Source organism: Vreelandella titanicae (assembly GCF_014697095.1).
Taxonomy (GTDB): Bacteria; Pseudomonadota; Gammaproteobacteria; order Pseudomonadales; family Halomonadaceae; genus Vreelandella; species Vreelandella titanicae.
On the sequence record NZ_CP059082.1, the window covers coordinates 2,125,824 to 2,149,280 of the forward strand.

Annotated in this window: 19 protein-coding genes, 3 tRNA genes and 1 pseudogene; 20 read left to right on the plus strand and 3 right to left on the minus strand. The window is 55.0% G+C overall.

The genetic code is table 11. The features are described 5' to 3' along the window. The first annotated feature begins 8 nt into the window (after positions 1 to 8). The 17 genes and pseudogenes from mutY (at position 9) to HZS52_RS09830 (ending at position 14,786) form a co-directional block, all read left to right on the plus strand. A complete protein-coding gene (gene mutY / locus HZS52_RS09755) occupies positions 9 to 1,103 on the plus strand; it encodes an A/G-specific adenine glycosylase (protein ID WP_022522038.1) in 1,095 nt (364 codons plus the stop codon). Between the two features lie 59 nt (positions 1,104 to 1,162). After that, positions 1,163 to 1,438 (plus strand): oxidative damage protection protein, encoded by a 276-nt coding sequence (locus tag HZS52_RS09760; protein WP_022522039.1) that lies wholly within the window; start codon positions 1,163 to 1,165, stop codon positions 1,436 to 1,438. A gap of 214 nt (positions 1,439 to 1,652) precedes the next feature. Further along, positions 1,653 to 1,728 (plus strand) — tRNA-Phe (locus HZS52_RS09765). Between the two features lie 6 nt (positions 1,729 to 1,734). Then, positions 1,735 to 1,809, plus strand: a tRNA-Gln gene (locus HZS52_RS09770). 72 nt (positions 1,810 to 1,881) lie between these two features. Continuing rightward, a tRNA-Thr gene (locus HZS52_RS09775) sits at positions 1,882 to 1,957 on the plus strand. 593 nt (positions 1,958 to 2,550) lie between these two features. Then, complete coding sequence (locus HZS52_RS09780; RefSeq protein ID WP_022522041.1) at positions 2,551 to 3,729, plus strand: transporter substrate-binding domain-containing protein; 1,179 nt, start codon at positions 2,551 to 2,553, stop codon at positions 3,727 to 3,729. Further along, positions 3,726 to 4,376, plus strand: a complete 651-nt coding sequence (locus HZS52_RS09785) for an ANTAR domain-containing response regulator (protein ID WP_022522042.1) — start codon at positions 3,726 to 3,728, stop codon at positions 4,374 to 4,376. Before HZS52_RS09780 ends, HZS52_RS09785 begins: the two co-directional genes overlap by 4 nt. A gap of 214 nt (positions 4,377 to 4,590) precedes the next feature. Continuing rightward, a complete protein-coding gene (locus HZS52_RS09790; RefSeq protein ID WP_223828108.1) occupies positions 4,591 to 5,826 on the plus strand; it encodes an urea ABC transporter substrate-binding protein in 1,236 nt (411 codons plus the stop codon). A gap of 105 nt (positions 5,827 to 5,931) precedes the next feature. Further along, entirely contained in the window at positions 5,932 to 6,804 is an 873-nt protein-coding gene (locus tag HZS52_RS09795; RefSeq protein WP_041159527.1) for an ABC transporter permease subunit, read from the plus strand. Next, positions 6,805 to 7,908: an ABC transporter permease subunit gene (locus HZS52_RS09800; RefSeq protein WP_022522045.1), complete on the plus strand. Its 1,104-nt coding sequence runs from the start codon at positions 6,805 to 6,807 to the stop codon at positions 7,906 to 7,908. After that, positions 7,905 to 8,627, plus strand: coding sequence for an ABC transporter ATP-binding protein (locus tag HZS52_RS09805; protein ID WP_022522046.1), 723 nt, complete (start codon positions 7,905 to 7,907; stop codon positions 8,625 to 8,627). Before HZS52_RS09800 ends, HZS52_RS09805 begins: the two co-directional genes overlap by 4 nt. Further along, positions 8,614 to 9,333 carry an urea ABC transporter ATP-binding subunit UrtE gene (urtE, locus tag HZS52_RS09810; RefSeq protein WP_022522047.1) on the plus strand — a complete coding sequence of 240 codons (720 nt, stop codon included), beginning with the start codon at positions 8,614 to 8,616 and terminating at the stop codon, positions 9,331 to 9,333. The genes HZS52_RS09805 and urtE overlap by 14 nt, the downstream gene beginning before the upstream one ends. 123 nt (positions 9,334 to 9,456) lie before the next feature. After that, positions 9,457 to 10,455, plus strand: coding sequence for an acetamidase/formamidase family protein (locus HZS52_RS09815; RefSeq protein ID WP_022522048.1), 999 nt, complete (start codon positions 9,457 to 9,459; stop codon positions 10,453 to 10,455). Positions 10,456 to 10,472: 17 nt separating this feature from the next. Further along, on the plus strand, positions 10,473 to 12,170 hold the full coding sequence (locus HZS52_RS09820; RefSeq protein ID WP_022522049.1) for a nitrilase-related carbon-nitrogen hydrolase: 1,698 nt from the start codon (positions 10,473 to 10,475) through the stop codon (positions 12,168 to 12,170). A gap of 61 nt (positions 12,171 to 12,231) precedes the next feature. Next, on the plus strand, positions 12,232 to 13,743 hold the full coding sequence (locus tag HZS52_RS09825) for an amidase (RefSeq protein WP_190374659.1): 1,512 nt from the start codon (positions 12,232 to 12,234) through the stop codon (positions 13,741 to 13,743). 203 nt (positions 13,744 to 13,946) lie between these two features. Then, positions 13,947 to 14,069, plus strand: a pseudogene (locus tag HZS52_RS24750) (IS30 family transposase); the annotation flags it as partial. 66 nt (positions 14,070 to 14,135) lie between these two features. Continuing rightward, positions 14,136 to 14,786: a LysE family translocator gene (locus tag HZS52_RS09830; protein WP_190374660.1), complete on the plus strand. Its 651-nt coding sequence runs from the start codon at positions 14,136 to 14,138 to the stop codon at positions 14,784 to 14,786. A gap of 53 nt (positions 14,787 to 14,839) precedes the next feature. Here the strand turns inward: HZS52_RS09830 and HZS52_RS09835 are convergent, their stop codons facing one another. Then, complete coding sequence (locus tag HZS52_RS09835) at positions 14,840 to 15,226, minus strand: META domain-containing protein (protein ID WP_053856980.1); 387 nt, start codon at positions 15,224 to 15,226, stop codon at positions 14,840 to 14,842. Positions 15,227 to 15,584: 358 nt separating this feature from the next. Between HZS52_RS09835 and thpD the strand changes: the two genes are divergently transcribed. Continuing rightward, entirely contained in the window at positions 15,585 to 16,583 is a 999-nt protein-coding gene (thpD, locus tag HZS52_RS09840) for an ectoine hydroxylase (protein ID WP_190374661.1), read from the plus strand. 118 nt (positions 16,584 to 16,701) lie between these two features. Further along, positions 16,702 to 17,367 (plus strand): fumarylacetoacetate hydrolase family protein, encoded by a 666-nt coding sequence (locus HZS52_RS09845; protein ID WP_022522053.1) that lies wholly within the window; start codon positions 16,702 to 16,704, stop codon positions 17,365 to 17,367. 137 nt (positions 17,368 to 17,504) lie between these two features. Here HZS52_RS09845 and speA read toward each other — a convergent pair whose 3' ends face one another. Continuing rightward, positions 17,505 to 19,433: a biosynthetic arginine decarboxylase gene (gene speA, locus HZS52_RS09850; protein WP_190374662.1), complete on the minus strand. Its 1,929-nt coding sequence runs from the start codon at positions 19,431 to 19,433 to the stop codon at positions 17,505 to 17,507. Beyond that, a complete protein-coding gene (locus tag HZS52_RS09855; protein WP_039860825.1) occupies positions 19,430 to 20,389 on the minus strand; it encodes a homoserine kinase in 960 nt (319 codons plus the stop codon). The genes speA and HZS52_RS09855 overlap by 4 nt, the downstream gene beginning before the upstream one ends. 180 nt (positions 20,390 to 20,569) lie before the next feature. On the opposite strand from HZS52_RS09855, the gene polA reads away from it, so the two are divergent. Beyond that, a complete protein-coding gene (gene polA, locus HZS52_RS09860; RefSeq protein ID WP_190374663.1) occupies positions 20,570 to 23,359 on the plus strand; it encodes a DNA polymerase I in 2,790 nt (929 codons plus the stop codon). Positions 23,360 to 23,457 lie beyond the last annotated feature (98 nt).

Genomic DNA, 23,457 nt, shown 5'->3' on the forward strand with positions numbered 1-23,457 from the left:
GAGCGTGCATGGCAGATATGCCCACGCCGCGGCTAGCGGCAAACGAATTCCAACAACGCTTACTGGATTGGTTTGACCGCTACGGCCGTCACGACTTACCGTGGCAGTCGCCGCGTAGCGCCTACCGTGTGTGGGTGTCGGAAATCATGCTGCAGCAAACCCAGGTTGCCACCGTTATCGGCTATTTTGAGCGTTTTATGGCGCGCTTTCCTACCCTGGAGAGTCTCGCTAAGGCCCCGCAGGATGAAGTGCTGCACCTCTGGACGGGCCTTGGTTACTATGCCCGTGCGCGCAACTTGCATAAAGCTGCCCAGGTTGCGTTAGCGGAGCACAATGGCGAGCTGCCGACGGAGAGTATCGACGCATTAGTCGCTTTGCCTGGTATTGGCCGCTCCACCGCTGGCGCTATCATTGCCCAAAGCACAGGGCAGCGGGCGGCTATTTTAGATGGCAATGTAAAGCGCTCGCTCACTCGTTTGCATGCGCTGCCCGGCTGGCCGGGCAAGCCCGATGTGGAGAGAAAGCTGTGGGCGCTGGCGGAGTATTACACCCCAGCAGAGCGCCTGGCGGATTACACCCAGGCGATGATGGATTTTGGCGCCACGCTATGTAAACGCAGCAAACCGGACTGCCTTAGCTGCCCATTTAACGATGTCTGTTTGGCCTACGCCCAAGGCGAACCAAAGCGCTACCCAGAATCCAAACCCAAAAAGGCGCTGCCCACACGACAAACGATCATGCTGATGCTGCGTGACCCGGAAGGCCGGATATGGCTTGAGAAACGCCCTCCCAGCGGTCTGTGGGGCGGGTTATGGAGTTTGCCGCAGTTTGAGAAGTACAGCGAGCTCAATGACTGGCTTGAAGACAACGCCGTTAACCCTAAGCGGGGAACTACATCGCCTAGCTTTTACCACACCTTCAGCCATTTTCGCTTAGAGATTACCCCGCAGCCGGTGAGCTGCGATAGGCTGGGCGGTGTTCGTGAAAGCGGCGTATGGTACGACGTTAACCATCCGCCTGAACTGGGCCTTGCTGCTCCCGTTAAAGCGCTGCTCAGCCAGCTAACGCCCTTTAGCCTCAATCCGACACCAGGGCACGCTTAAGCGTTTGCTAGCTGATTGGATGAGATCATTGAATGAAGTTGCAGAACCAGGAGCACGTTATGAGCAATACCGTTTTTTGCCGCAAGTACCAAAAAGAGTTGGAAGCACTGCCATTCCCACCTTTGCCGGGTAAACAGGGGCAGGAGATTCAGGCCACCGTTTCCAAGCCCGCTTGGGAAGCCTGGCAGGCGTTGCAAACCCGCCTGATCAATGAAAAGCACCTCAACATGCTCGACCCCGAATCCCGTGCGTATCTAATGGAGCAGATGCAGCGCTTCCTGGACAACCAGGAAACCGACCAAGCCGAAGGCTATGTACCGCCCTCGCAGGCATGAATAGCTGGCATAAAGAGAGAGGAGGCTACTTCTAGTGGCGGGTGGTTTGGTCGAGCAACTGGCTTGTAATCAGTGGCTCTAGGTATGGGTGTATCGAAGGCCGAGCCAGAGATGGCGTAGTAAAAAAGACCTCTAAGCATCGGTATCGCAAGAAAGTTTCACAAAGGTGTTGACGGAAAGCGGCGTTTTTAGTTTAATACGCACCGTTGGCAGCGGCCAGATAGCTCAGTTGGTAGAGCAGGGGATTGAAAATCCCCGTGTCGGCGGTTCGATTCCGTCTCTGGCCACCACACTGCTGGGGTATCGCCAAGTGGTAAGGCACCGCTTTTTGGTAGCGGCATTCCCAGGTTCGAATCCTGGTACCCCAGCCATTGCCAACAAGATTTCTTGTTGATTGCAGAGCCTAACAGCGAAGCAATCAAGTTCTCAAGGAAACGTGAAGCGCCGACATAGCTCAGTTGGTAGAGCAACTGACTTGTAATCAGTAGGTCCCGGGTTCGACTCCTGGTGTCGGCACCACTGAAAAGTGGTTAAAAGCAACATGTTAGAGACTCAAAAAGGCTACCTTCAAAGGTGGCCTTTTTTGTTTTATTCCCCAAATTCTGCATCTGCGTACTGTTTCTTTCAAGACCACTTCTGCCTGTTCTTATCAGATTGGCAAATCGTATCTGAGTAGTCGAAATGACCTGATTTGTTGGCGGCCTTCAGCAGATTCTATAAAATCCTTCATCCTCGACTGTCTGGTTTTCACGGCTATACAAGCATGGGAAGCCTGAGTGCACCTTCGTGCAGCATAAATTCTTATGTGTGTATCAAAAAGAGGCGAAGCACCTACATTAAAGGTGTTCAAAAGCCGCTATTGTGGCATGTTGTTTAATTGGCACGTTTGTTGCTTTAGTTTGTTTATAGTTGTTTAGTGGTAATGGCCTTCGACTTAAGAATAGCGTCAATGAGTTGACAAAGTCGATTAGGGGTCACAATACTAAGTTTAGTAATTGACATATTGTGCGTCGGCATACACCGAAAAGGCACAGAGCAATAGGGCTCCCATCGTTACCGTCAGGTAGCGTTGTGAGCCCTTTTTTTATGTCTGAAAATAGGAAGGTCAGTCAATGAACAGTCGTATCCCGGTTGGCATACTCTTCTCCACCCAAGGCCCCTACGCCACCGTTGGCCGCTCAATGCGCGATGGGGCGATGCTGGCGCTGGAAGAGGTCAACCAGGACAAACGATATCCCTTTGAGCTTGTGCCCATCGAGTGTGAGCCAGCCGGTGACATCGCTGCCTACAGCACACTCGTGAGGAGTTTGCTTCGCCATGAGGGCGTGAAGCACGTGATTGGTTGCTATACGTCTTCCAGCCGAAAAGAAGTTATCCCGATTTTCGAAAAATACGACGGTTTGTTGTGGTATCCCTCTCATTACGAGGGGTTCGAGACCAATAACAACGTCGTTTATACGGGCGCCGTGCAGAACCAACATGTTCTGCCGCTGATGGACTATGTGCTTGCCCATATCACACGAGATGTGTACTTCGTAGGCTCCAACTATGTATGGGCCTGGGAAAACGGCCGCATCATTAGGGAACTTACCAAAGCACACGGTGGAGAGATGATCGCCGAGCGGTACTTGCAGGTAGGTGATTTGGATGTGGCACGCATCATCGAAGAAATCCACGAAAAGCGCCCCGCCTTCATCATGAACATGCTGATCGGTGAGTCTAGCTACGCGTTCTACCGGGCGTTTGCAAAAGCTCGCGCTGAGAATGCGGCACTACAAGAAACGGTCATTGGTAGCTGCACACTTTGTGAGCCGGAACTCGCCCAGATCGGTTCGCAGGCATGTAGTGGGCATCTTGCATCGAGTGTCTACTTCTCGACCATTGAGACGGATGTTAACAAGCAGTTCGTTAAAAGTTACCGCAAGCGATATGGCCACAATGCTTTACCGAGTGCAGATGCAGAGGCTTCTTATAACACCGTTCATCTTCTTGCCCTGGCGCTGGCTGGCGCCGATTCAGTTGATATCGAACGGGTGAAAAAAGCCTTGCATAAAACGTCGTTCCAAGCCCCGCAGGGCATGGTTCATGTCGATCCTGAGAGCAATCACAGCTACTTGACCGTCCGGCTAGGAATATCCCGCGAAGACGCGACGTTCAAGGTGATTTCAGAAGCAAACGCCCCCGTTCGCCCGGATCCTTATCTCGTTTGGGCTGAAGCATGTGGTGGAAGCTCTGCTCAGACGGAAACGCCCATTGCTCAAAACAATATTGGCTTGAGGATCGTGCGATGACTGTTACCACACGACGTAACTTCAGGGGCCACCGTGCATTGGTTGTGTGTGCCGCCGAAAAGGATCGGGCGGTGCTGAGCCAGTTCCTTGTAGAACTGGGAGTTACCCCGGTCGTTTATGAAATCCACGATGAAGTGGGGGCTGATAGGCCGTTTGACTTGGTGTTCTTCGATGATGAATTGGGACGCCAGTTCGGCAGCATCACTCGCATGATCGACAGTGTCCAGGGGCCGGCGATTGCCCTGATCGGTTCGGATGCGCCGAGCTCGGTCAATTGGTTCATCGAGCGCCGAGTTTGCGGCTATCTCACCAAGCCGTTACGTAAGGCCGGTATTCTCGCGAGCCTAATTCTCGCTAACCAAAAGTTTAATGAGCGCTACGAGACTGAGCAGAGACTTCAACGTCTGGAACAGCAGGTGCGTGCACGCCGAGTCGTTTGTACGGCGGCGATCAAGCTCATTGAGGATATGGGCGTTTCCGTCAATGACGCTTTTGCCCTGTTGCGCTCGGCGAGCATGAACCGACGTCTATCACTGGAAGACCTCTCGGCGATGATCGTCTCCGGCGAGATTGCTATGGCAGCGCTGAAGGGAGATTTCGATGTCACCGATGGTCTCGGGGAAGCCCGGTTCAATCGCTACTTGTAGTGGCCTAACTAACAATAAGCGAGACAACAAGCGAGGCAAAAGTGGGGCACATCATTGAACTCTAACACCTAACCACACGATTTTAGCCGTCATTGCGTTTAAGAGCAGAGCGTCGTTTCTCATTTCATGTAGAGGCGATGTAGGAAGCTGTATTGCCGCAGGAAGGCGTTAAAGCGTTGCAGGAAACAGTAAAAACTAAACTGGGAGTATACAAATGAAATACTCAACAATTCAGAGAACGATAACCTTATCAACTCTGATGGCTGGCGCTTTTGTGGCCAGCGCTTCGGCAGATGATCCTATCCGGATCGGTGTGTTAGAGGATCAGTCCGGCAACTTTGCGGCAGTCACTCAGGCGAAGGTGAGTGCCATTGAATTAGCGGCTGAGGAAATCAATGGCGCAGGCGGTATCGCGGGTCGCGAGGTGGAACTCGTCGTTTACGACACTCAGTCTGATGATCGTCGTTATCAAGAGTTAATGCGGCGGGTTCTCCAGCGTGATCAAGTGGATACCGTCTTTGCGGGGTTTGCTTCTTCATCAAGGGAAGCATATCGACCGATTGTTAACCAGTTTGATGGGTTGGCGTTTTATAACAATCAGTATGAAGGCGGCGTATGTGACGCCAACATGATTGTCACTGGCGCTGTTCCGGAGCAGCAGTTCTCGACGCTGATTCCCTGGATGATGGAAGAGTATGGCCCTAAGGTCTATACGATCGCCGCGGACTATAACTTTGGCCAGATCTCGGCGGAGTGGGTTAGACAGATTGTGGAAGAGGAAGGCGGGAAAATTGTAGGCGAGGCGTTCATTCCACTGAGTGTTTCACAATTTTCACAGACAATTCAAGATATTCAGGGTGAGGATCCAGACTTTGTAGTAACCCTACTTGTCGGTTCCAACCAGGCGTCTTACTACGAGCAAGCGGCATCGGCAAATCTGGGGCTGCCCATGGCATCGTCAGTAAATGTCGGACAGGGCTACGAGCATAAGCGCTTCGCGCCCCCAAGCCTTGCAAACATGTTTGTTACCACGAACTTTATCGAAGAAGTGGATACCCCTGAGGCTAACGCGTTTGTTGAGAAGTTCTATGAGCGCTTCCCTGATACGCCCTATGTGAATCAGGAAGCCGCGAACTCTTACATTGCTATGTACCTTTATAAGCAGATGGTTGAGCGTGCCGGCGGTTCGACCGACAAAGAAGACCTTCGCGAAGTGATCGCCGAGGGCGATGTCTGCTTCGATGGCCCTTCTGGCCCCGTGTGTCTCGACCCTAAGAGCCAGCATATGTCTCACAATATCTTTCTGGCGAAAGTGGATGAGAACCACGAGATATCTTTCCCCGAAACTTGGGAAAATATCGAGCCGTACTGGCTGGGTGAAAATGGTTGCGATCTGACCCAGAACGACCCAAGTGCCCAGTACACCCCTTCTAGCCCTCCCAACGAGTAAATATCACGCATCGTCCCGGCAGGGTGATGAAATTCACCCTGCCTGACCTGTGAGTTTGCATTAAGCGGGAAACCTCGCTGGCGTTTCCTGCCCAGGAGCCTGGATATGGAATATATACATTTCGCGTTTACAGCGTTTTATCAGTTTGGGGATGCGTTTGCCTTCCTGGTGCTATCTGCCATGGGGCTTGCGGTGATCTTCGGGATGATGGGTATCATCAACCTGGCTCACGGTGAATTTATCATGTGCGGCGCCTACGTAACGGTGGCAACGGCGCGCATGGGGGTTCCACTGCCCATCGCTATGTTATGCGGCAGCCTTGCCGCCGGGATTCTTGGCATTGTGCTTGAACGCACGATTATTCATCGCCTCTATCACCGGCCATTGGACTCCATTGTGGCCACCTGGGGGATCAGCCTGGTTCTCACTCAAGGCACACTGATCGTGTTTGGCTCCAGCATGTCGGGTATCAGCACGCCGCTGGGTAGCTTTTCGGTGGGCGATTACACCTACTCGACCTATCGAATGGTGCTGCTTGGGGTCGCCGTGCTACTGCTTATTGGCTTGTATGTGCTGTTTCACCATACGACGTTCGGTATCCATTCGCGGGCAACGATTCAAGCACCGCACATGGCTAAAGCCGCGGGGATCGACACCGGGCGTATGTACTCCCTCACCTTTGGTCTCGGGGCTGCACTGGCCGGTTTGGCCGGCGCGCTTTATGCCCCCACGATCTCCATCGTCCCGACGCTGGGCGCCAACTTCCTGGTCGAGAGCTTCGTAACGGTGGTTGTGGGCGGGGCGGATGTGTTCCTGGGTACGGCGCCAGCCGCGGCCACGCTCGCGGTTATCAAGGCGTTCCTGACCGGGTGGCAGGGGCAGCTCATGGGCCAGGTGGGGCTGTTAATAACCGTCATGGTGGTTATCCGCATTCTCCCGCAAGGCCTGTCTGGCTGGTTACTCAAGGGGCGTTCATAAATGGCTATGTTGCAACGAGAAGACCCGCTGACGGCGCGGTCAGCGTCTCGCGTGCCAAACTGGATGCGGCTCGTTAACGGTCCGCAAACACTGGGTCGCGGATCGCTGTTTTGGGTTGGCTTTGCCTTGGCGATTGGCGCGGCCGCCGTTTACCCCGCCTTTGCAGATGGCTGGAGTGTCGGTAATACGGCCTACTTTTTTTGCTGGGTGTTTATGGCTCTTGGGCTATCGCTGATCTGGGGATACACGGGCGCGCTCAGCTTTGGCCAGACCGCTTTCTTCGGGCTTGCCGGGTATACGTACGGTGTCGTCACGATCAACTTTGGCGCGGCTTACGGTATGACCATCGTCGGAGTGCTGCTCGGCGTTGGGATGTCGTGTCTGGGGGCGGCTCTGCTGGGTTACATGCTTTTTTACGGACGCATCAGCGGCGTCTTCCTGGGGATTGTCACGCTGTCGACCACGCTGGTTTTTGCAACTTTCATGGCGCAGACGGCGGGCTCACAGTGGGCGATCGGCGATGCCCGGATGGGTGGTGACAATGGCATGACCGGTATGCCGCCGCTGACCATCCCCTGGGCGGGAGGCGATATAGCGCTGTACTCGGGCGTGCCGCTTTATTACCTGCTTCTCGCCATGCTGGTGCTTTGCTATCTGGGCTTACGGGTGCTGGTTAATTCGAGGTTCGGCAATGTGCTGGTGGCGATTCGTGAGAACCCGCACCGCGCTGAAATGCTCGGTTACGACATTCGCCGCTACCAGTTAATTGCCTTTGTGATTGGCAGTGGTTTAGCGGGTCTGTCTGGTGTGCTGTATACCGCCTGGGGGCAGTACATCAGCCCGTCCAACATGGATTTGGCGGCCGCCGCATTACCCATTATCTGGGTGGCGGTGGGCGGGCGTAAAGACCTCACCGCGACGCTAGTGGGCACCTTGGTGGTGCTGGGCATTTTCCAGAATCTCACGATCTACGGCAGCTACTACGCCTTCGTCATCATGGGCTTGCTGCTGGTCGTCATCGTGGTCTATTTGCCGGAAGGGTTGATCCCGGGGCTGGTCAGGCTTGTAAGCCGTCTCCGCAAGCGTAAGGAGGGCATGTCGTGACCATATTGCGAACCGAGAACTTATATAAGCATTTCGACGGCGTAAAAGTGGCGCAGGACGTGAACTTCTCAATGGCGTCCGGTGAAATCCGCTGCTTGATTGGCCCGAATGGCGCGGGGAAGAGCACGTTTTTCAAGCTTGTGCTCGGTGAGCATCAACCCAGCGCTGGCAAGATCTACTTCTCAGATAAGGAAATCACCAAGCTGCGTTCCTTTGAGCGCGTGAAACAGGGAATCGCTGTCAAGTTCCAGGTGCCGGGTATCTTCGCTGAGCTGTCCGTTTGGCAAAACATGCAGATCGCGGTTCAGAACCATCTGCATGGCGATTCGATGACGGCGGCGATCGACAAGGCACTCGCCTTCGTAAGGCTTACCGACAAGGCCGAAGAGCTTGCCGGAGAACTCTCCCACGGCGAGCAACAGTGGCTTGAGATCGGCATGGCGGTGAGCACGGAGCCGCGTTTGCTACTGCTCGATGAGCCAACGGCTGGCATGACGCCGGAAGAAACGGCGCGCACCGGCGAGATGATCCAGGCGCTCAATCGCCAGGGTATGTCCATTTTGGCGGTTGAACACGACATGGAGTTCGTACGCCAGATTGCCCATAAGGTCACCGTACTGAACTTCGGTGAGATCTTTGCGGAAGGCACGATCAACGACATCGAGGCTAACGAAGAGGTCGCACGCATTTACCTGGGGACAGCCGATGACGACGAATAATACACATCTGTTGAGCTTGGAAGGCGTTACGTCTGGCTACGGTACCACCGCCGTTCTGCAAGAGGTCAGCTTGAGTGTGGGCCGCGGCGAGGTGGTTGCCGTCATCGGCCGAAATGGCGTTGGCAAGACAACGTTAATGAAGACGCTAATCGGTCTTCTTAAGCATCGACAGGGCGCTATCCGCTTCGACGGTCAGGATATCGGCGCGCTCGAATCGCACCAACGTGCGCGCTTGGGCATTGGTTATATCCCGCAAGGGCGCGAGGTCTTCTCGCGCATGACCGTCTGGGAAAACCTCAAGGTCGGCGAGATGCTCCAACAGCCCGGCGAGGGTGTCGACTACGAGCGGGTCTACGAGTTCTTCCCTATCTTGCGCGAGCGGGCCAATCAGCGGGCCGGCACTTTCAGCGGCGGACAGCAGCAACAGCTTGCTATCGGCCGGGCCATGGTAGGCAAGCCGAAGCTGATGCTGCTCGATGAACCTTCGGAAGGTATCCAGCCGAACATCGTCAAGGACATCTCGCGCAACATCCTAAAGCTCAATCGCGAGCTGGGCGTGACCGTTCTTCTCGTTGAACAGAACCTGGACATGATCATGACCATGGCGCAGCGCTGCTACGTCATGGACAAGGGGCAGATTACCCATGAGCTCGCGACGGAACAACTTCGTGACCGTGACGCCATGCGGCGCATTCTGGCGGTTTGAGGGCGTGACACGTAAGGGGTCACGGAAAACGTTTTGCCATTTAACAGCGATGCACGCTCCAGCCCGTAGTTGCCGGAGCGATGATTGAACGTACTTAAACAGTACTCAAAAAGGAGTCGAACAATGAACTGGTTTGATCAGTCCATCATGGCCCGTCGCGCCGTCGCCAAGGGTAAGCCGGGTACTACCCACCAACTCACTGAGGTGGCTCAAGGTCAATACCACTATACGCTTGGACCTAACCCCAAGCCTGTGCTGCATATCCAACCTGGCGATGTAGTCAGTGCGGAAACCCATGATGCTTTCGAGGGAAAACTGCGCTCGGAAAGCGATAAGCCAAGCGAGCTACTTAATTTACCTTATCTCAATCCGCAGAACGGGCCGATTTACGTAGAGGGGGCGGAGAAGGGTGATTGCCTGGCGGTGTATATCCGTGACATGAAACCTCGTGGCCCGCAGCCTTGTGGCACGACGGCGCTGATTACCGAATTTGGTGGCTTGGTGGCGACCGGTGATACCGCGCTACTCAACACACCGCTACCGGAACGGGTAAAGAAGGTGGACGTTGATGCGGAAACCGGCGTGAAGTGGACTGACAAAATTACCCTTCCGTATCAGCCTTTTATTGGCACCATTGGGGTGTCGCCAGAGATTGAATCGATTAGCTCGCTGGTGCCTGATTATTACGGCGGCAATATGGACTTGCCTGATGTGGCGCCTGGCGCGGTGATCTATCTGCCGGTGCATACCAAAGGCGCCTATCTTTATCTAGGCGACTGTCATGCGGCGCAGGGTGATGGTGAGTTGTGCGGCGTGGCGATTGAGCATCCTACCGTGACCACTGTACAGGTCGACTTGATCAAAGATTGGACGTTCAAGTGGCCGCGCCTGGAAAACGAACAGTTTTATATGACCATTGGTTCCGCGCGCCCCATGGAAGATGCCACGCGCATCGCCTACCGAGAGCTGGTTCGCTGGCTAGCGGCAGAGTTCGATTTTGATGAAATCGAGGCTTACATGCTGCTTACCCAGGCAGGCCGTGTGCGGCTGGGTAATATGGTGGATCCAAAGTATACCTTGGGTGCTTCCATTCTCAAGTCCATCGTTGGCCAGGCACGCTAGCGAGCGGGGAGGACAATATGAAATATTTTGCCGCCGCAGTGCAGTTTGAGCCTGAAATGTTTGCCAAAGAGCGCAATATTGATGCTTTGAAGCGTTTGGTGGAAGAGGCGGTCGCGTCTGGTGCGCGGCTAATCATCACCCCGGAGATGGGGCTTACCGGTTACTGCTGGCATGACAGAGAGGAGGTCGCTCCTTATGTAGAACCGGTACCTGGCCCTTCAACCGAATGCTTCGCCGCTCTGGCGGCGAAGCTTGACTGCTATATTGTTATTGGCCTGCCAGAAGTAGAGCCTGCCAATGGACTTTACTATAACACCGCGGTATTGATTGGCCCTGACGGTTATCTGGGCAAGCACCGCAAGAGCCACCCTTATATTGCCGAGCCAAAATGGGCGGCTTCAGGCGACAGCGGCCATCAAGTGTTCGAGACATCGATGGGCCGTATTGCTTTGCTCATCTGTATGGATATTCATTTTCTCGAAACCGCGCGACTGGTGGCGTTGCAAGGCGCCGATGTCATTTGCCATCTTAGTAACTGGCTCGCTGAGCGTGCGCCGGCACCTTACTGGATGAGCCGTGCCAGGGAAAATGGCTGCTATCTTATCGAAAGTAACCGCTGGGGACGTGAGCGTGGTGTGCAATTCAGTGGGGGTAGCTGCGTGATTGAACCGGATGGTCATGTCCAAGCCCGCCGAGATGATGGGGATGGCATCGTGCTGGGTGAGATTGATACTGACCGTGTCACGGGGCCGTTGGGCAGTGAGCGTCAACCAGAACTCTATCATGAGCTTCTGCATCAAACCTACGCCTGGAATCCGCTGGACTTTTTCCGGCTTTATGGTCATCAGCCACTGCCCAAGGGCAAAGTAAGCCGCATCGCCGTTGCTCACTTTGCTCCATCGAACAATCTCGACGATAACCTTGACCACTGTATGGCGCTGATTGACCAGGCAGAGAATGCCGAGCTGGTTGTTCTGCCCGAGTTAGCCCTTACGGGGCTGGACGCTGGCGCTATCAACCCCATTTCACAACATCACGCTATTTTTGACACACTGCGTCGAGTCGCTGAAGAGCGTCAACAGTATTACGTGGTCGGATTTGCGGAGCAGGCGGATGGCAATCTCTACAATGCGGCTGCTCTGGTTGGGTCGCGGGGCGTTATGGCGGTTTATCGTAAAATTCACTTAAGCGAGGCTGACCGCGAATGGGCGACGCCTGGCGAGCGTTGGGTAAGCTGCGACCTGCCGCTAGGTCGCGTTGGAATACTGATTGGCCATGATGCCGATTTTCCCGAAGCAGGGCGCATCCTGGCCCTGCGGGGCTGTGACGTCATCGCTTGCCCTGCTGCCTTACCGGGCCCCTTTCATTGTTCACATCCGGGGACTCGTATTCATCAGTCGGCGCCTATCCCCACCGGCCCGGACGAACACCATTGGCACCATTACCGAGTACGTGGTGGCGAGAACAACTGCTATTTCGCTTTCGCCAACGTGCATATGCCCGAGGCTGGATTACCCGGGCTAAGCGGTATATTCGGGCCGGATACGTTTTATTTTCCTCGCCAGGAGGCTCTATTAACCAGCGCTACTGGCTGCGTTGGGCTTACTGTCGACACGAGCAATCTGCAATCGTCTTACCCAAACAGCGCGGTACGTCGCAAGGACTTAGTGGCGATGCGACTGCCACACCACTATCCAAAATTGTTGGAGCGATAGTTCGTATTTCCCTCACTAGATGCCTTTTCAGGCAATCGTCTGTGTATAGGAGTAGTTGACTATGAGTGTGAAACGACCTGACATTGATACGTTGGCCGCCATTTCCGATTATTATGGTTTTGACCTTTCCTTTGATGAACTGAGTGAGTTCCAGTCCGCCGTTGCTGGCTCAATGGCCATTTATGATCGCCTGGACGAACTGGCGGATGAATCGCTGCCTGTCAATTACCCACGGGCGGAATTGGGCTATCGCCCCGTAGGTGACGACAATCCGCTTAATGGCTGGGCTTGGAAATGTTCGGTGCCTGGCGCCGAGGAGGGGCCGCTCGCGGGTCGAACGGTCGCGCTAAAGGACAATATCGCTCTGGCAGGCATTCCCATGATGAATGGCTCACCGATCATGGAAGGTTTTGTGCCCCGCGAGGACGCCACCGTTGTCACCCGGCTGCTCGACGCTGGCGCGCACATCATCGGCAAGACGGCCGTTACTGCGTTCTGCTTTGACGGTGGCGGCTGTACTGGCTACCCCGAGCCCCAGCCGGTCAATCCTCACGATCATGATCGACTGGCCGGTGCATCCTCCAACGGCAGCGCCGTGGTGGTGACCAACGGTGAAGTCGATATGGCCCTAGGGGGCGACCAGGGCGGTTCCATTCGGCTACCCGCCTCATGGAGCGGTTGCTACGGGATCAAAGGAACGCATGGCCTTGTGCCTTACACAGGTATCTTTCCCATTGAGCTGACTCTTGACCACGTAGGCCCTATGGCGCGCACCGCGGAAGATTGCGCCCGAATGCTGGAAGTGCTGGTGGGCTCGGATGGCTTAGATCCACGCCAATACGACGTACGCACGGCGAAATACACCGAAACGCTAAGTGAAGATCTTACTGGTATACGCATTGGCATCCTACGTGAAGGGTTTGGTATTGCCGGTGCCAGTGAGCCCGATGTGGATGCCGCTGTACGGGAGGCTATCAGCGTGCTGGAAAAAGTGGGCGCCCGTGCTTCGGAGGTGTCGGTGCCCATGCATAACGACGGGCTTGCACTGTGGAGTGCGATCGCCTTTGAGGGGGCCACCGAACTGATGGTTAGGGGCGATGGCTACGGCACAAACTGGCGCGGCCATTACAGTACGCAGCTTATGGACTTTTATGGGCGGGCTCGCCGCGCTCGCGGTCATGACTTTAGCGACACGGTGAAGATGACGGTGCTCGCCGGGCACTACATGTCAGAGCAGTACAATCGCCACTACTATGGTAAAGCCCAGAATATCGGTAGGCGTCTCGCGCGCGATTATGACAACGCTCTGCAGGAATATGACTTGTTAATCATGCCTACCACCGCCATGAAAGCGGTAAAGAGGCCGGCTGATAAAAGTCTCAATAGCACACTGGCCGGTGCGCTTGGCAACCTGCACAACACGGCCCCGTTTGATGTCAGTGGTCACCCAGCCATGAGCGTCCCGGTTGGCTTTTCGGAGGGCTTGCCCGTAGGTATGCAGTTGGTTGGTAGACGCTGGGATGAAGCGACCGTGCTTAAAGTCGCCCATGCTTATCAGGTCGCTATTGGCTAGTGGTATACGGCGAGCATTGATGCAGTAGTAACCCGATTATCTTCGATAAAACTTAAGACGAGCGGGCCTGGATTCATAGAATAAGCTCAGCACTTTGGTTCACAAGGTAGAGGCAGTAGGGCCAGCGCTGGTACCCTTTCTGCCTTACCTATCAGAGTGAAGCAGAGCATGGAATACTGGTAACTGGCTCAGACCCAACATATCAGTTAGCTCAGCAGGCGCGGTTATTGATGCCACGCCGAGGGGCAGCGCACGCCATCACCCTGGATTCTGGATCGGAATTCGCCGAGCACAGAAAGGTTGCCAAGGCCGTCTCGGCAAAGAGCACTAGAAACCGCAGATGCTGCACTTATTAGTTGAATTCAGGGCTTATCATTTCAGGGTGAATCTCGATGATTCCACTTCATGATTACTTGGCATTTCTCTCCATCGTTACGCTCATCGTAGTCTCTCCAGGAGCCAACCTGATCCTGCTGCTTCAGGCGACGCCGGCGCAAGGCCGTGTTACGGGGGTGTTGATGACCCTGGGCTTCTGTGCGGCGATCATATCTCATGCCACGTTGGCGCTCATTGGTGTTGGGGCACTCGTCGCAGCCTCTGTCACGTTATTCACTATTATAAAATGTGTGGGCGCTGCATATCTTATTTGGCTTGGCGTTAAGGCATTTCGAGCAGCACTAACGAAAACGCCCATCGCGTCGCAGGCGAAAGATTGTCAAACATTGCCGAGGATAAGCCAAAAACAGGCCTTTGTGCGGGGCTATCTCACCAATATTCTCAACCCCAAGCCCGCTATCTTCTACGTTGCGGCCTTTCCCCAGTTCCTGAGTGCCGGTGGAACGGACTACTGGCTGGGAGGGCTCGGTTTGGGAGCCAGCCATGCCCTGATCGCTCTGTTCTTCTACGGTATGGTTGTCGTCACATTGCATAGAGTCGCTGAGTGGTTAAGGAAACCATGGGTATGGAAGTCGATCCAAGGCATCTCTGGTTTAGTCTTTCTTCTGATCGGCGGTCGCCTCTTGATTTCGCGCTCCCCGGCCTGATTCTTCTAGGCTTGGTGAGTTTAAAATGCGTCCTTTAGATGCGCTCTTTGTGATTAATAAAGATGCACCGCCTCGAAGACCGCCAATGGTTCACTGTTATCGCCCAGCAGTACAAGCCTCGCGCCATTCACGCTCCATGCCGTTACCTGCTTGAGTGCGGCTAGAAAATCTTGCTCAGTTTTCATTTGGGGTTTTGGGCAGGCTATTTTAGTGCTGGCGATTTGCCCAAACTCTATGCGCTCGTTTTCCACGCGGTAGCTGCCCATCAGGGTATTACAGCCGGTAGCGCCGGCTAAGCGAGAAGCCTCTTGATGAAGAACCAAATGTGCTTCACGGAAATTCTCATGGGGGACGACCGGCGCGCCATCAAGCGTCACCAGCTTCCAGTAGGTGTTGATCAAAGCTTCATTAGGGCGATGCGCTGTCTCGTGGGTATCCATTGTTGCTGAAGAACACCCAGCGGTTATTAATAGCGCGCTGATAAATCCATAAATCGGTAGCTGCCTTTTCAAAGTATGACTCCCCATTCAGTTAGATAAAAAGATGAGCAACATTAACCGCAAACATTGTGGCTTGGAGTGAGCTTTTTAGGTGACTTATTGCCTAAAAAGCCACTGTTCAATTTTTTTCACGTAACCTACGTTATCAAACCAGAAATCATGCCTTGCGAGGAAATTTTAGTGGTCTAGGCTACTCCCTGCACGATGTTAGAATCGTGCTGTTTTATTTATATGTACGCTAATCTTTATACGTGCAATATGTTCGATCTGAAACCTAATCATACAAGGAGTGGATTAGATGACAGTCAAAAGCACACCACTAAATGCTGTAACCGCCCATAAGCAATATAGCGAAATGGCCGATACGCCTAACGTTCACACTACTCAGGTTCAGCGCCAACAGGTACAGGATGCCTACCCGTCGCGCTTAACCACCCCTCCTGAGAAAACCTGGCTGCCACGCCAAGATGCGGTTGTCAAAGGCCGTCAACTTTCCGGCCCGTTAAGCCAGGCGCAGCTTGATGAGTTTGAACGTAAAGGGTTTCTGTTTATTCCTAACCTCATTGAAGGCGCAGAGCTTGAGGGGCTGCGTCAGGAAATGAAGGCGTTGATGAGTAACGATAAGTACCTCAATCAAGACTTCAGCGTCACTGAGCCAGAGAGCCAGGAAATCCGCTCGCTATTTGCGGTGCACTTCCTCTCTGAGCGGTTGGGAAAGCTGGCCAGCGATGAGCGTGTCGCGGGCGCTGCTCGTCAAATCATAGGCGACGACCCTTATGTGCATCAGTCGCGTATTAACTATAAGCCTGGATTTGCCGGTAAGGGCTTTAACTGGCACTCCGACTTTGAGACGTGGCACGCGGAAGATGGCATGCCTGCGATGCACGCGGTTAGCGCATCGCTGATCTTAACTGACAACCATGAGTTCAATGGTCCGTTGATGCTGATCCCCGGTTCGCACAAAAAGTTTGTACCGTGCGTGGGGGAAACACCGGAGGATAACCACAAAAGCTCGCTGAAAGCGCAGGACGTGGGCGTGCCAAGCCCAGAGGCACTTACCGAGCTAGTGGCGGAACACGGTATTGAAGCGCCAAAAGGCAAGGCGGGTGGTTTGCTGCTGTTCGATTGCAATACGCTGCATGCTTCTAACGCCAACCTGTCGCCTGACCCGCGTAGCAACGTGTTCTTCGTGTTTAACCGCCAGGATAATCGCTGCCAAGCGCCTTATGCCGCGGCTAAGCAACGGCCTGATTTCCTGGCTCATAGCCCTGATCAACAGGCCCAGCAATATCGCTAACGTGCAGTGGGGAAACAAATTCATGGCCGAAGGGTGTGGAACCTTCGTATAGGTGGGGTAAACTGTTGCGCCTGTCGTTGCGAAAGCGGCACGCATAATGAGAAGGAGAATACCCGCCATGCGTTTTGTTCCACAGTTTACCGATGGCCAGGAGTTTCCCCACCCGCTGGGCAAGGTTGTCTGCATCGGCCGTAATTATGCCGACCATGCGAAAGAGCTGGATAATCCAGTTCCCACTGAGCCGCTGCTGTTCATAAAGCCATCGACCAGCGTTGTGGATCTAACCAAACCGTTGGATCCGCCGTTTTCACGCGGTGATGTGCATTATGAAGCCGAGCTTGCGCTGTTAGTGGGTGAAACGTTAACCCACGCCACCCTGGATGAAGCCGAGCGTGCGATTGTCGGTATCGGGTTGGCGATGGATTTAACGCTGCGTGATGTACAGACGAAGCTAAAAGAGAAAGGGCATCCCTGGGAAATCGCCAAAGCTTTTGATGGCGCTTGCCCGCTTTCGTCGTTTCTGCCGCTAAGCCGTGTTCCCAACTGGAACGCGCTGGCTTTCACGCTTGAGATTGATGGTGAAGAGCGCCAGCACGGTGAAGGCTCCGATATGATCTTCGCCATACCGACTTTGGTAGCCGAAATGAGCCGTCACTTCACTCTAGAGCCGGGCGATGTAATTTTGACCGGCACGCCATCAGGCGTTGGAGAGCTGGTTCGCGGTTCATCACTGCGTTTAACCTTGACCGGTGGTTTGGTAGTTGAAACCAGCGTAGTCGAGTAGCGAAAAAAGCAGAGTATTGCTGGACAGTGTTGGATTGTGAAGAAGCGCCACCCCAAAATCAGGGTGGCGCTTCTGTTTGGCGTAACCCAATACGTGCCATTCAGTACGGGCTATTCAAGATTGGTTTTCAAGATCGGTTATTCAAGATAGGTATAGCCTTCCAGACCTTCGCTTAAGCTCGCCGCAAAGCGCGCTTGCTCGTCGGCAGTAAAGCCGCTGGCGGCTAGCTGGTCGGTGAGCTTCTGCTTGAGCACATTGGCATTGAAGTTGACGTAGGCAAGTACCTGGGCCACTGAGTCCCCGGCCAGCGGGTTAGATAGTGTCCACTCGCCGTCGGCATTGAGCGCAGCATCAACGGAGTCGGTGTCGCCAAACAGGTTGTGTAGATCGCCAAGAATTTCCTGATAGGCGCCCACTAGAAAGAACCCTAGCCAGCGTTCATCGTCTGAAGCCCACTCGGGAAGCGGTAGGGTGCTCTCGACCCCCTGGCCGTCGACGTAGCTGTCGATGCGGCCGTCGGAGTCGCAGGTGATATCCTGAATCACTGCCCGCCGGGTGGGCGCTTGATCCAGCCCGCTAAGGGGCAGTACCGGAAATATCTGCTCGATGCCCCAAACATCAGGCACCGACTGGAATAGCGAGAAGTTGACGAACAGTTTATCGGCGAGTTTCTCCGCCAGTTCATCCATGATTTCGCGATGGGCACGGTTACGAGTATCCAACTGAGTGCGCAGCCGTGTGCAGGCAGCCATATACACCCGCTCACCTTCAGCGCGGGCGGTAATGTTACTCAAACCCATCACAAAACGTTCCTGCAGTTCGCTAACCGCTTGAAGCAGATCGTGCCACGCTTCCACCAGCATGCGCGGCTCTTGGGCGGTCGCTAACTGCTCGAACACCCGCCACAGCAGCTCTACTTGGGCATCTTCTTGGCTCTCGCCTGCCGAATGCCGTTCAGGCGGCGTGTCGTCGATGCGCTCTTCGCCAATCACGTTAGTGATCAGCACCGCGTGGTGGGCAGTTAGCGCACGGCCGGATTCGCTAATGAGATGAGGCTGTGGCAGGTTCGCCTCTTGGCAGAGCTGGGCAAAGGCGCTGACGACGTTGCGGGCGTATTCACGCATCGAATAGTTAGCTGAGCAGAAGCTGCGCGAGCGAGTGCCTTCGTAATCGATACCCAGGCCGCCACCTACATCGACGGTGTCAATTGGCGCACCCAACTGCATCAGGTTCTGGTAGAAGCGCGCGCACTCACGCAGACCGCGCTGAATATCGCGAATATTGGCGATCTGGGAACCCAGGTGGAAGTGCACGAGCTGCAGGCTTTCCAGCGCCTCCTCGCGACGCAGCGTGTCTACCACCTTGAGAATTTGGCTGGCGGTGAGGCCGAACTTAGACTTCTCACCGCCGGTATTCTGCCACTTGCCTTTACCCACTGAAGCAAGACGAGCGCGCAGGCCAATACGCGGTGTTACGTCCAGTTCTCGCGCCTCTTCCAAAATCAACTGCAGCTCGGAGAGCTTTTCGACCACTAAATAGACCTTGTGCCCGAGTTTTTCACCCAGCAGCGCCAAGCGCACATACTCGCGGTCTTTGTAACCGTTGCAGACAATCAGCGAGGAGCCGCCGTCAGACAAAGCCAGCACTGCCAGCAACTCGGGCTTGCTGCCCGCTTCCAGACCCACACGGCCGTTGCCGCGCTCGGCGGTGGCCAGAATCTCTTCCACCACTCTGCGCTGCTGGTTCACTTTAATCGGGTAAACGGCGGTGTAGCCGCCCTGGTAGTCGCAGTCGCTCATGGCGGCATCAAAAGCACCACACAGCTGCTCCACCCGGTCGTGAAGAATATCGCTAAAGCGTACCAGTACAGGCAACCGCAGCCCAGCGCTCTGCAACTGGCGAACCAAGCCGCTCAGCGGTAGCGCCGGGCCTTCCGCATCACTACCCAGCGGCCGCACCAGGGCCTGACCTTGATCATCCACGTCGAAGTAACCGCTACCCCATTGATCGATATTCCAGGTGCGCCGTGCGCGAAGGGCAGGGCTAGTCGTCGCCATCACACTCATGCAGAAACCTCAGGTAGCGGCAATGCACCGTGGGCAATGCGCGCAGTTAATATGGTTCGAAAACGTTCGGGGTCGTGAGGCGTCAAATCGTGGGCCGGGGGATCAACATAGACCACCAGCAGGCGTGACAGCCAGTAGCGCAGCGCCGTCATGCGCAGCATGGTGGGCCACAGCTCCCGTTCATCCGCCGTTAACGGCCGGCGCGCCAGATAGGCGCTCAACAGCGTATTGTAGCGCTCAGCGTTGAGCGTGCCATCGTCGTTAGAGGCCCAGTCGTTGATCACAATCGCCAGATCAAACAGGAGATCCCCAGTGCAGCCATTATAAAAGTCGATAATACCGCCAAGCTGGTCACCCTCAAACAGGGTGTTGTCACGAAACAGATCACCGTGCAGGGCGCCTTGGGGCAGCTCACCGTGTCGCATAAAGGCGCTCTCGAAATCGTCGACTTCATCCTTCATCAACGTTTGATCCGCGGGGCTTAGGTAACTCAATACTTTATGGTGCATCACCTGCAGCCAGTTGAGATCCCGCGGGTTGGGGCGGTGGCCGGGGAAACGCTTTGACACCACGTGCAGGTGACCCAAAGTATCGCCTAAGGCATGGCACTGGGCTACATTGGGCGCCTCGGGATGGCGGCCAGGCAGGCGCGGGAATAGCAACGCCGGCTTGCCCTCCAGGCTATGCAGCGCGATACCTTCGCGGTCATGAATGGTGCCGGGCACCGGTAAGCGGTGCTCGTCCAAATAGTCCAGCAGTTCGACAAAGAACGGCAGTTCTGCGTGTTCGCCCTGTTCGAACAGGGTTAATACCAGTTCGCGGCGGTCGGTAGTCACAAAAAAAGTCGAATTTTCGGTGCCGTTCGCGACTCCCTTAAGGGAAACAAAACTGCCCACATCAAATTTTTCTAAAAACGCGGCGACCTGTGCGTCGCTAAGCGGAGTAAATACAGCCATGAGAGTCTCGCCCAGGTTGCTAAGCCCATTATTGTAGCGGCTTGGTCGCTCAGTTGGCAGCGTTGTTGTGATAAGAGAGTCGAGTTTGGCTCTACAGGCTGCCTGTGCAACGCGTATCATGTGAGGCACTCTTATTGGCAATTCTTTTTAAGCAATCTTATTTAACAATGGAACTTGGTTATGGCTCGCGCTCCGATCGTCCTCGTCGATGGCTCTTCTTATCTGTACCGTGCCTTTCATGCGCTGCCGCCGCTAACGACCTCCAATGGTCAGCCAACGGGCGCGGTGAAAGGCGTGTTAAACATGCTCAAACGGCTGATTAAGGATTATCCCGAAAGCCCCATGGCGGTGGTGTTTGACGCGCCGGGCAAAACCTTCCGTGATGAGCTGTACAGCGACTATAAAGCGCACCGCCCGCCGATGCCCGATGACCTACGCAGCCAGATCGCTCCGCTGCACGCCTGCGTGAAGGCGCTGGGCCTGCCGCTGCTTTGCGTTGACGGCGTAGAGGCGGACGATGTGATTGGCACCCTGGCCCATCACGCCACCCAGGCGGGACGCGATGCAGTGATCTCCACCGGCGATAAGGATATGGCGCAACTGGTTAATGCCCATATCACTCTGGTGAACACCATGAAGGATGAAACCCTGGATGAGGCGGGCGTAGAAGAAAAATTCGGCCTGCCGCCCGCATTGATTATCGATTTTCTCGCTCTGATGGGTGACAAGGTCGATAACATTCCCGGTGTGCCCGGCGTAGGTGAGAAGACCGCCATTGGCCTGCTGCAAGGCATGGGCGGCGGGCTGGAGACCATTTATGGCGACTTAGAGCGAGTGAAAACGCTCACTTTCCGGGGCGCCAAAACACTGCCCAAGAAGCTTGAGGAGCATCGCGATCAGGCGTTTCTCTCCTATCAGCTGGCCACCATTAAAGTCGACTGCGAGTTGCCGGTGGGCTTGGATGATTTGGATATTGCTCATCCGGACCGCGAAGCGCTGGTCATCCTGTATAAAGAGATGGAATTCCGCCAGTGGCTGGGCGAGCTGCTGGAAGGCAAAGACGAAGGCGTGGATGACGTTAAGGGCGGCGAGCCTGCGCCCGCAAGCGCTGAAGAAGGTGGTAGCGAGTCCGAGGGGGCGAGCACTTCTGTGCAAGCCTCTGTTCGTGAAGATCAGGTCATCCTCGAACAGGCAGACTTCGAGCGCTGGCTGGATCGGCTGCAAAACGCCGAGCGCTTCTGTTTCGATCTGGAAACCACCAGCCTTAATTATATGGACGCAGAAATCGTCGGGGTTGGCTTTTCGCTGGAAGCGGGGGAGGCGGCCTATATCCCGCTTGCCCACGACTACCTGGATGCGCCTAAGCAGCTTGACCGCAAAACGGTGTTGGCGGCGTTAAAACCGCTGCTGGAAGACCCGACAAAAACCAAGATTGGCCAAAACCTCAAGTACGATATTTCCGTGCTGGCCAACTATGCGATTTCCGTGGCAGGCCCTTTTGCTGACACCATGCTGGCGTCGTATGTGCTCAACTCCACCGCTACCCGGCACGATATGGATTCGCTGGCGCTCAAGTATTTGGGTGAAAAGACCATCTCCTTTGAAGAGATTGCCGGTAAGGGCGCCAAGCAGTTGACCTTTAACCAGATTGCCCTGGAGCAAGCGGCGCCATACGCCTGTGAAGATGTCGATATCACCCTGCGGCTGCAGCAAGCGCTGCGTCCCCAGGTCGAAAGCGAAGGGCGTCTGGCGGAGGTGCTGGATAATATTGAGCTGCCGCTGATCAAAGTGCTCTCGCGCATCGAGCGCAACGGTGTCGCCGTGGATGCTGAGCTACTGCACAAACAGAGCCAGCAGTTAGAGCAGCGCATTGGCGAATTAGAACGCGAGGCGTTTGAACTGGCCGGGCGCGAATTTAATCTCGGCTCACCCAAGCAGTTAGGGCAGATTCTGTTTGAAGAGCAGAAAATTCCGGTGCTCAAGAAAACCCCTAAAGGCGCACCTTCTACCGCGGAAGGTGTGCTGGAAGAGTTGGCGCTGGATTACCCGCTGCCCAAGGTGATTATGCAGCACCGGGGGCTGGCCAAGCTGAAGTCCACCTACACCGATAAGCTACCGCGTTTGCTCAATAAAGCCACTGGCCGGGTACACACCAGCTATCATCAGGCGGTCACTGCGACCGGGCGGCTGTCGTCGTCGGATCCCAACTTACAGAACATTCCCATCCGTACCGAAGAGGGGCGCAAAATTCGTCAGGCGTTTATTGCCCGCCCTGGCTACCGTATTGTTGCCGCCGATTACTCGCAAATTGAGCTGCGCATTATGGCGCATTTATCTGAAGATAAAGGGCTGCTGGAAGCGTTTGCCGAAGGGCGTGATATTCACACCGCCACGGCGGCAGAAGTCTTCGGCACCTCTCTTGAGAAGGTCTCTGGCGATCAGCGCCGCAGCGCCAAAGCGATTAACTTCGGCTTGATCTACGGCATGAGTGCCTGGGGGTTGTCGCGTCAGTTGCATATCGAGCGCAACCAGGCGCAAACCTACATTGATCGTTACTTTGACCGCTATCCTGGCGTGGCCCGTTATATGGAGCGTATTCGCTCCCAGGCAGCTGAAGATGGCTTTGTCGAAACCGTGCTGGGTCGGCGGCTCTACCTACCGGAAATTCAGTCGCAAAACCGCAACCGCCGCCAAGGCGCTGAGCGCACCGCGATTAACGCGCCGATGCAGGGCACTGCCGCCGATATTATCAAGCAGGCGATGATCGATGTGGATGCGTGGTTAGCGGAAGGCGAGTTCGATGCGCTGATGGTGATGCAGGTGCACGATGAACTGGTGTTTGAAGTCGCCGAGAAGCAGGTCGAGGCCTTTATCGAGCAGGTGCAAAAACGCATGCAGGGCGCGGCTGAGCTGAAAGTACCGCTGATTGTAGAAGCGGAGAGCGGTGCCAATTGGGATGAAGCGCACTAATGCCTACTACCAACACCGCAAGCCTCGTTCGTTTACGCCTGCGTCTCTGAATGAGGAAGGGGGTGGATGGCATATTGTCGCAACAGTGCAATGCTTAA

Bases quoted from the DNA above. Each gene is read 5' to 3' on its own strand.
- HZS52_RS09760 (WP_022522039.1), top strand. From the start codon at position 1,163: ATGAGCAATACCGTTTTTTGCCGCAAGTACCAAAAAGAGTTGGAAGCA.
- speA (WP_190374662.1), bottom strand. From the start codon at position 19,433: ATGAGTGTGATGGCGACGACTAGCCCTGCCCTTCGCGCACGGCGCACC.
- thpD (WP_190374661.1), top strand. From the start codon at position 15,585: ATGACAGTCAAAAGCACACCACTAAATGCTGTAACCGCCCATAAGCAA.
- HZS52_RS09825 (WP_190374659.1), top strand. From the start codon at position 12,232: ATGAGTGTGAAACGACCTGACATTGATACGTTGGCCGCCATTTCCGAT.
- HZS52_RS09785 (WP_022522042.1), top strand. From the start codon at position 3,726: ATGACTGTTACCACACGACGTAACTTCAGGGGCCACCGTGCATTGGTT.
- HZS52_RS09790 (WP_223828108.1), top strand. From the start codon at position 4,591: ATGAAATACTCAACAATTCAGAGAACGATAACCTTATCAACTCTGATG.
- HZS52_RS09780 (WP_022522041.1), top strand. From the start codon at position 2,551: ATGAACAGTCGTATCCCGGTTGGCATACTCTTCTCCACCCAAGGCCCC.
- polA (WP_190374663.1), top strand. From the start codon at position 20,570: ATGGCTCGCGCTCCGATCGTCCTCGTCGATGGCTCTTCTTATCTGTAC.
- HZS52_RS09830 (WP_190374660.1), top strand. From the start codon at position 14,136: ATGATTCCACTTCATGATTACTTGGCATTTCTCTCCATCGTTACGCTC.
- HZS52_RS09800 (WP_022522045.1), top strand. From the start codon at position 6,805: ATGGCTATGTTGCAACGAGAAGACCCGCTGACGGCGCGGTCAGCGTCT.
- urtE (WP_022522047.1), top strand. From the start codon at position 8,614: ATGACGACGAATAATACACATCTGTTGAGCTTGGAAGGCGTTACGTCT.
- HZS52_RS09815 (WP_022522048.1), top strand. From the start codon at position 9,457: ATGAACTGGTTTGATCAGTCCATCATGGCCCGTCGCGCCGTCGCCAAG.
- HZS52_RS09845 (WP_022522053.1), top strand. From the start codon at position 16,702: ATGCGTTTTGTTCCACAGTTTACCGATGGCCAGGAGTTTCCCCACCCG.
- HZS52_RS09820 (WP_022522049.1), top strand. From the start codon at position 10,473: ATGAAATATTTTGCCGCCGCAGTGCAGTTTGAGCCTGAAATGTTTGCC.
- mutY (WP_022522038.1), top strand. From the start codon at position 9: ATGGCAGATATGCCCACGCCGCGGCTAGCGGCAAACGAATTCCAACAA.
- HZS52_RS09795 (WP_041159527.1), top strand. From the start codon at position 5,932: ATGGAATATATACATTTCGCGTTTACAGCGTTTTATCAGTTTGGGGAT.
- HZS52_RS09835 (WP_053856980.1), bottom strand. From the start codon at position 15,226: ATGGATACCCACGAGACAGCGCATCGCCCTAATGAAGCTTTGATCAAC.
- HZS52_RS09855 (WP_039860825.1), bottom strand. From the start codon at position 20,389: ATGGCTGTATTTACTCCGCTTAGCGACGCACAGGTCGCCGCGTTTTTA.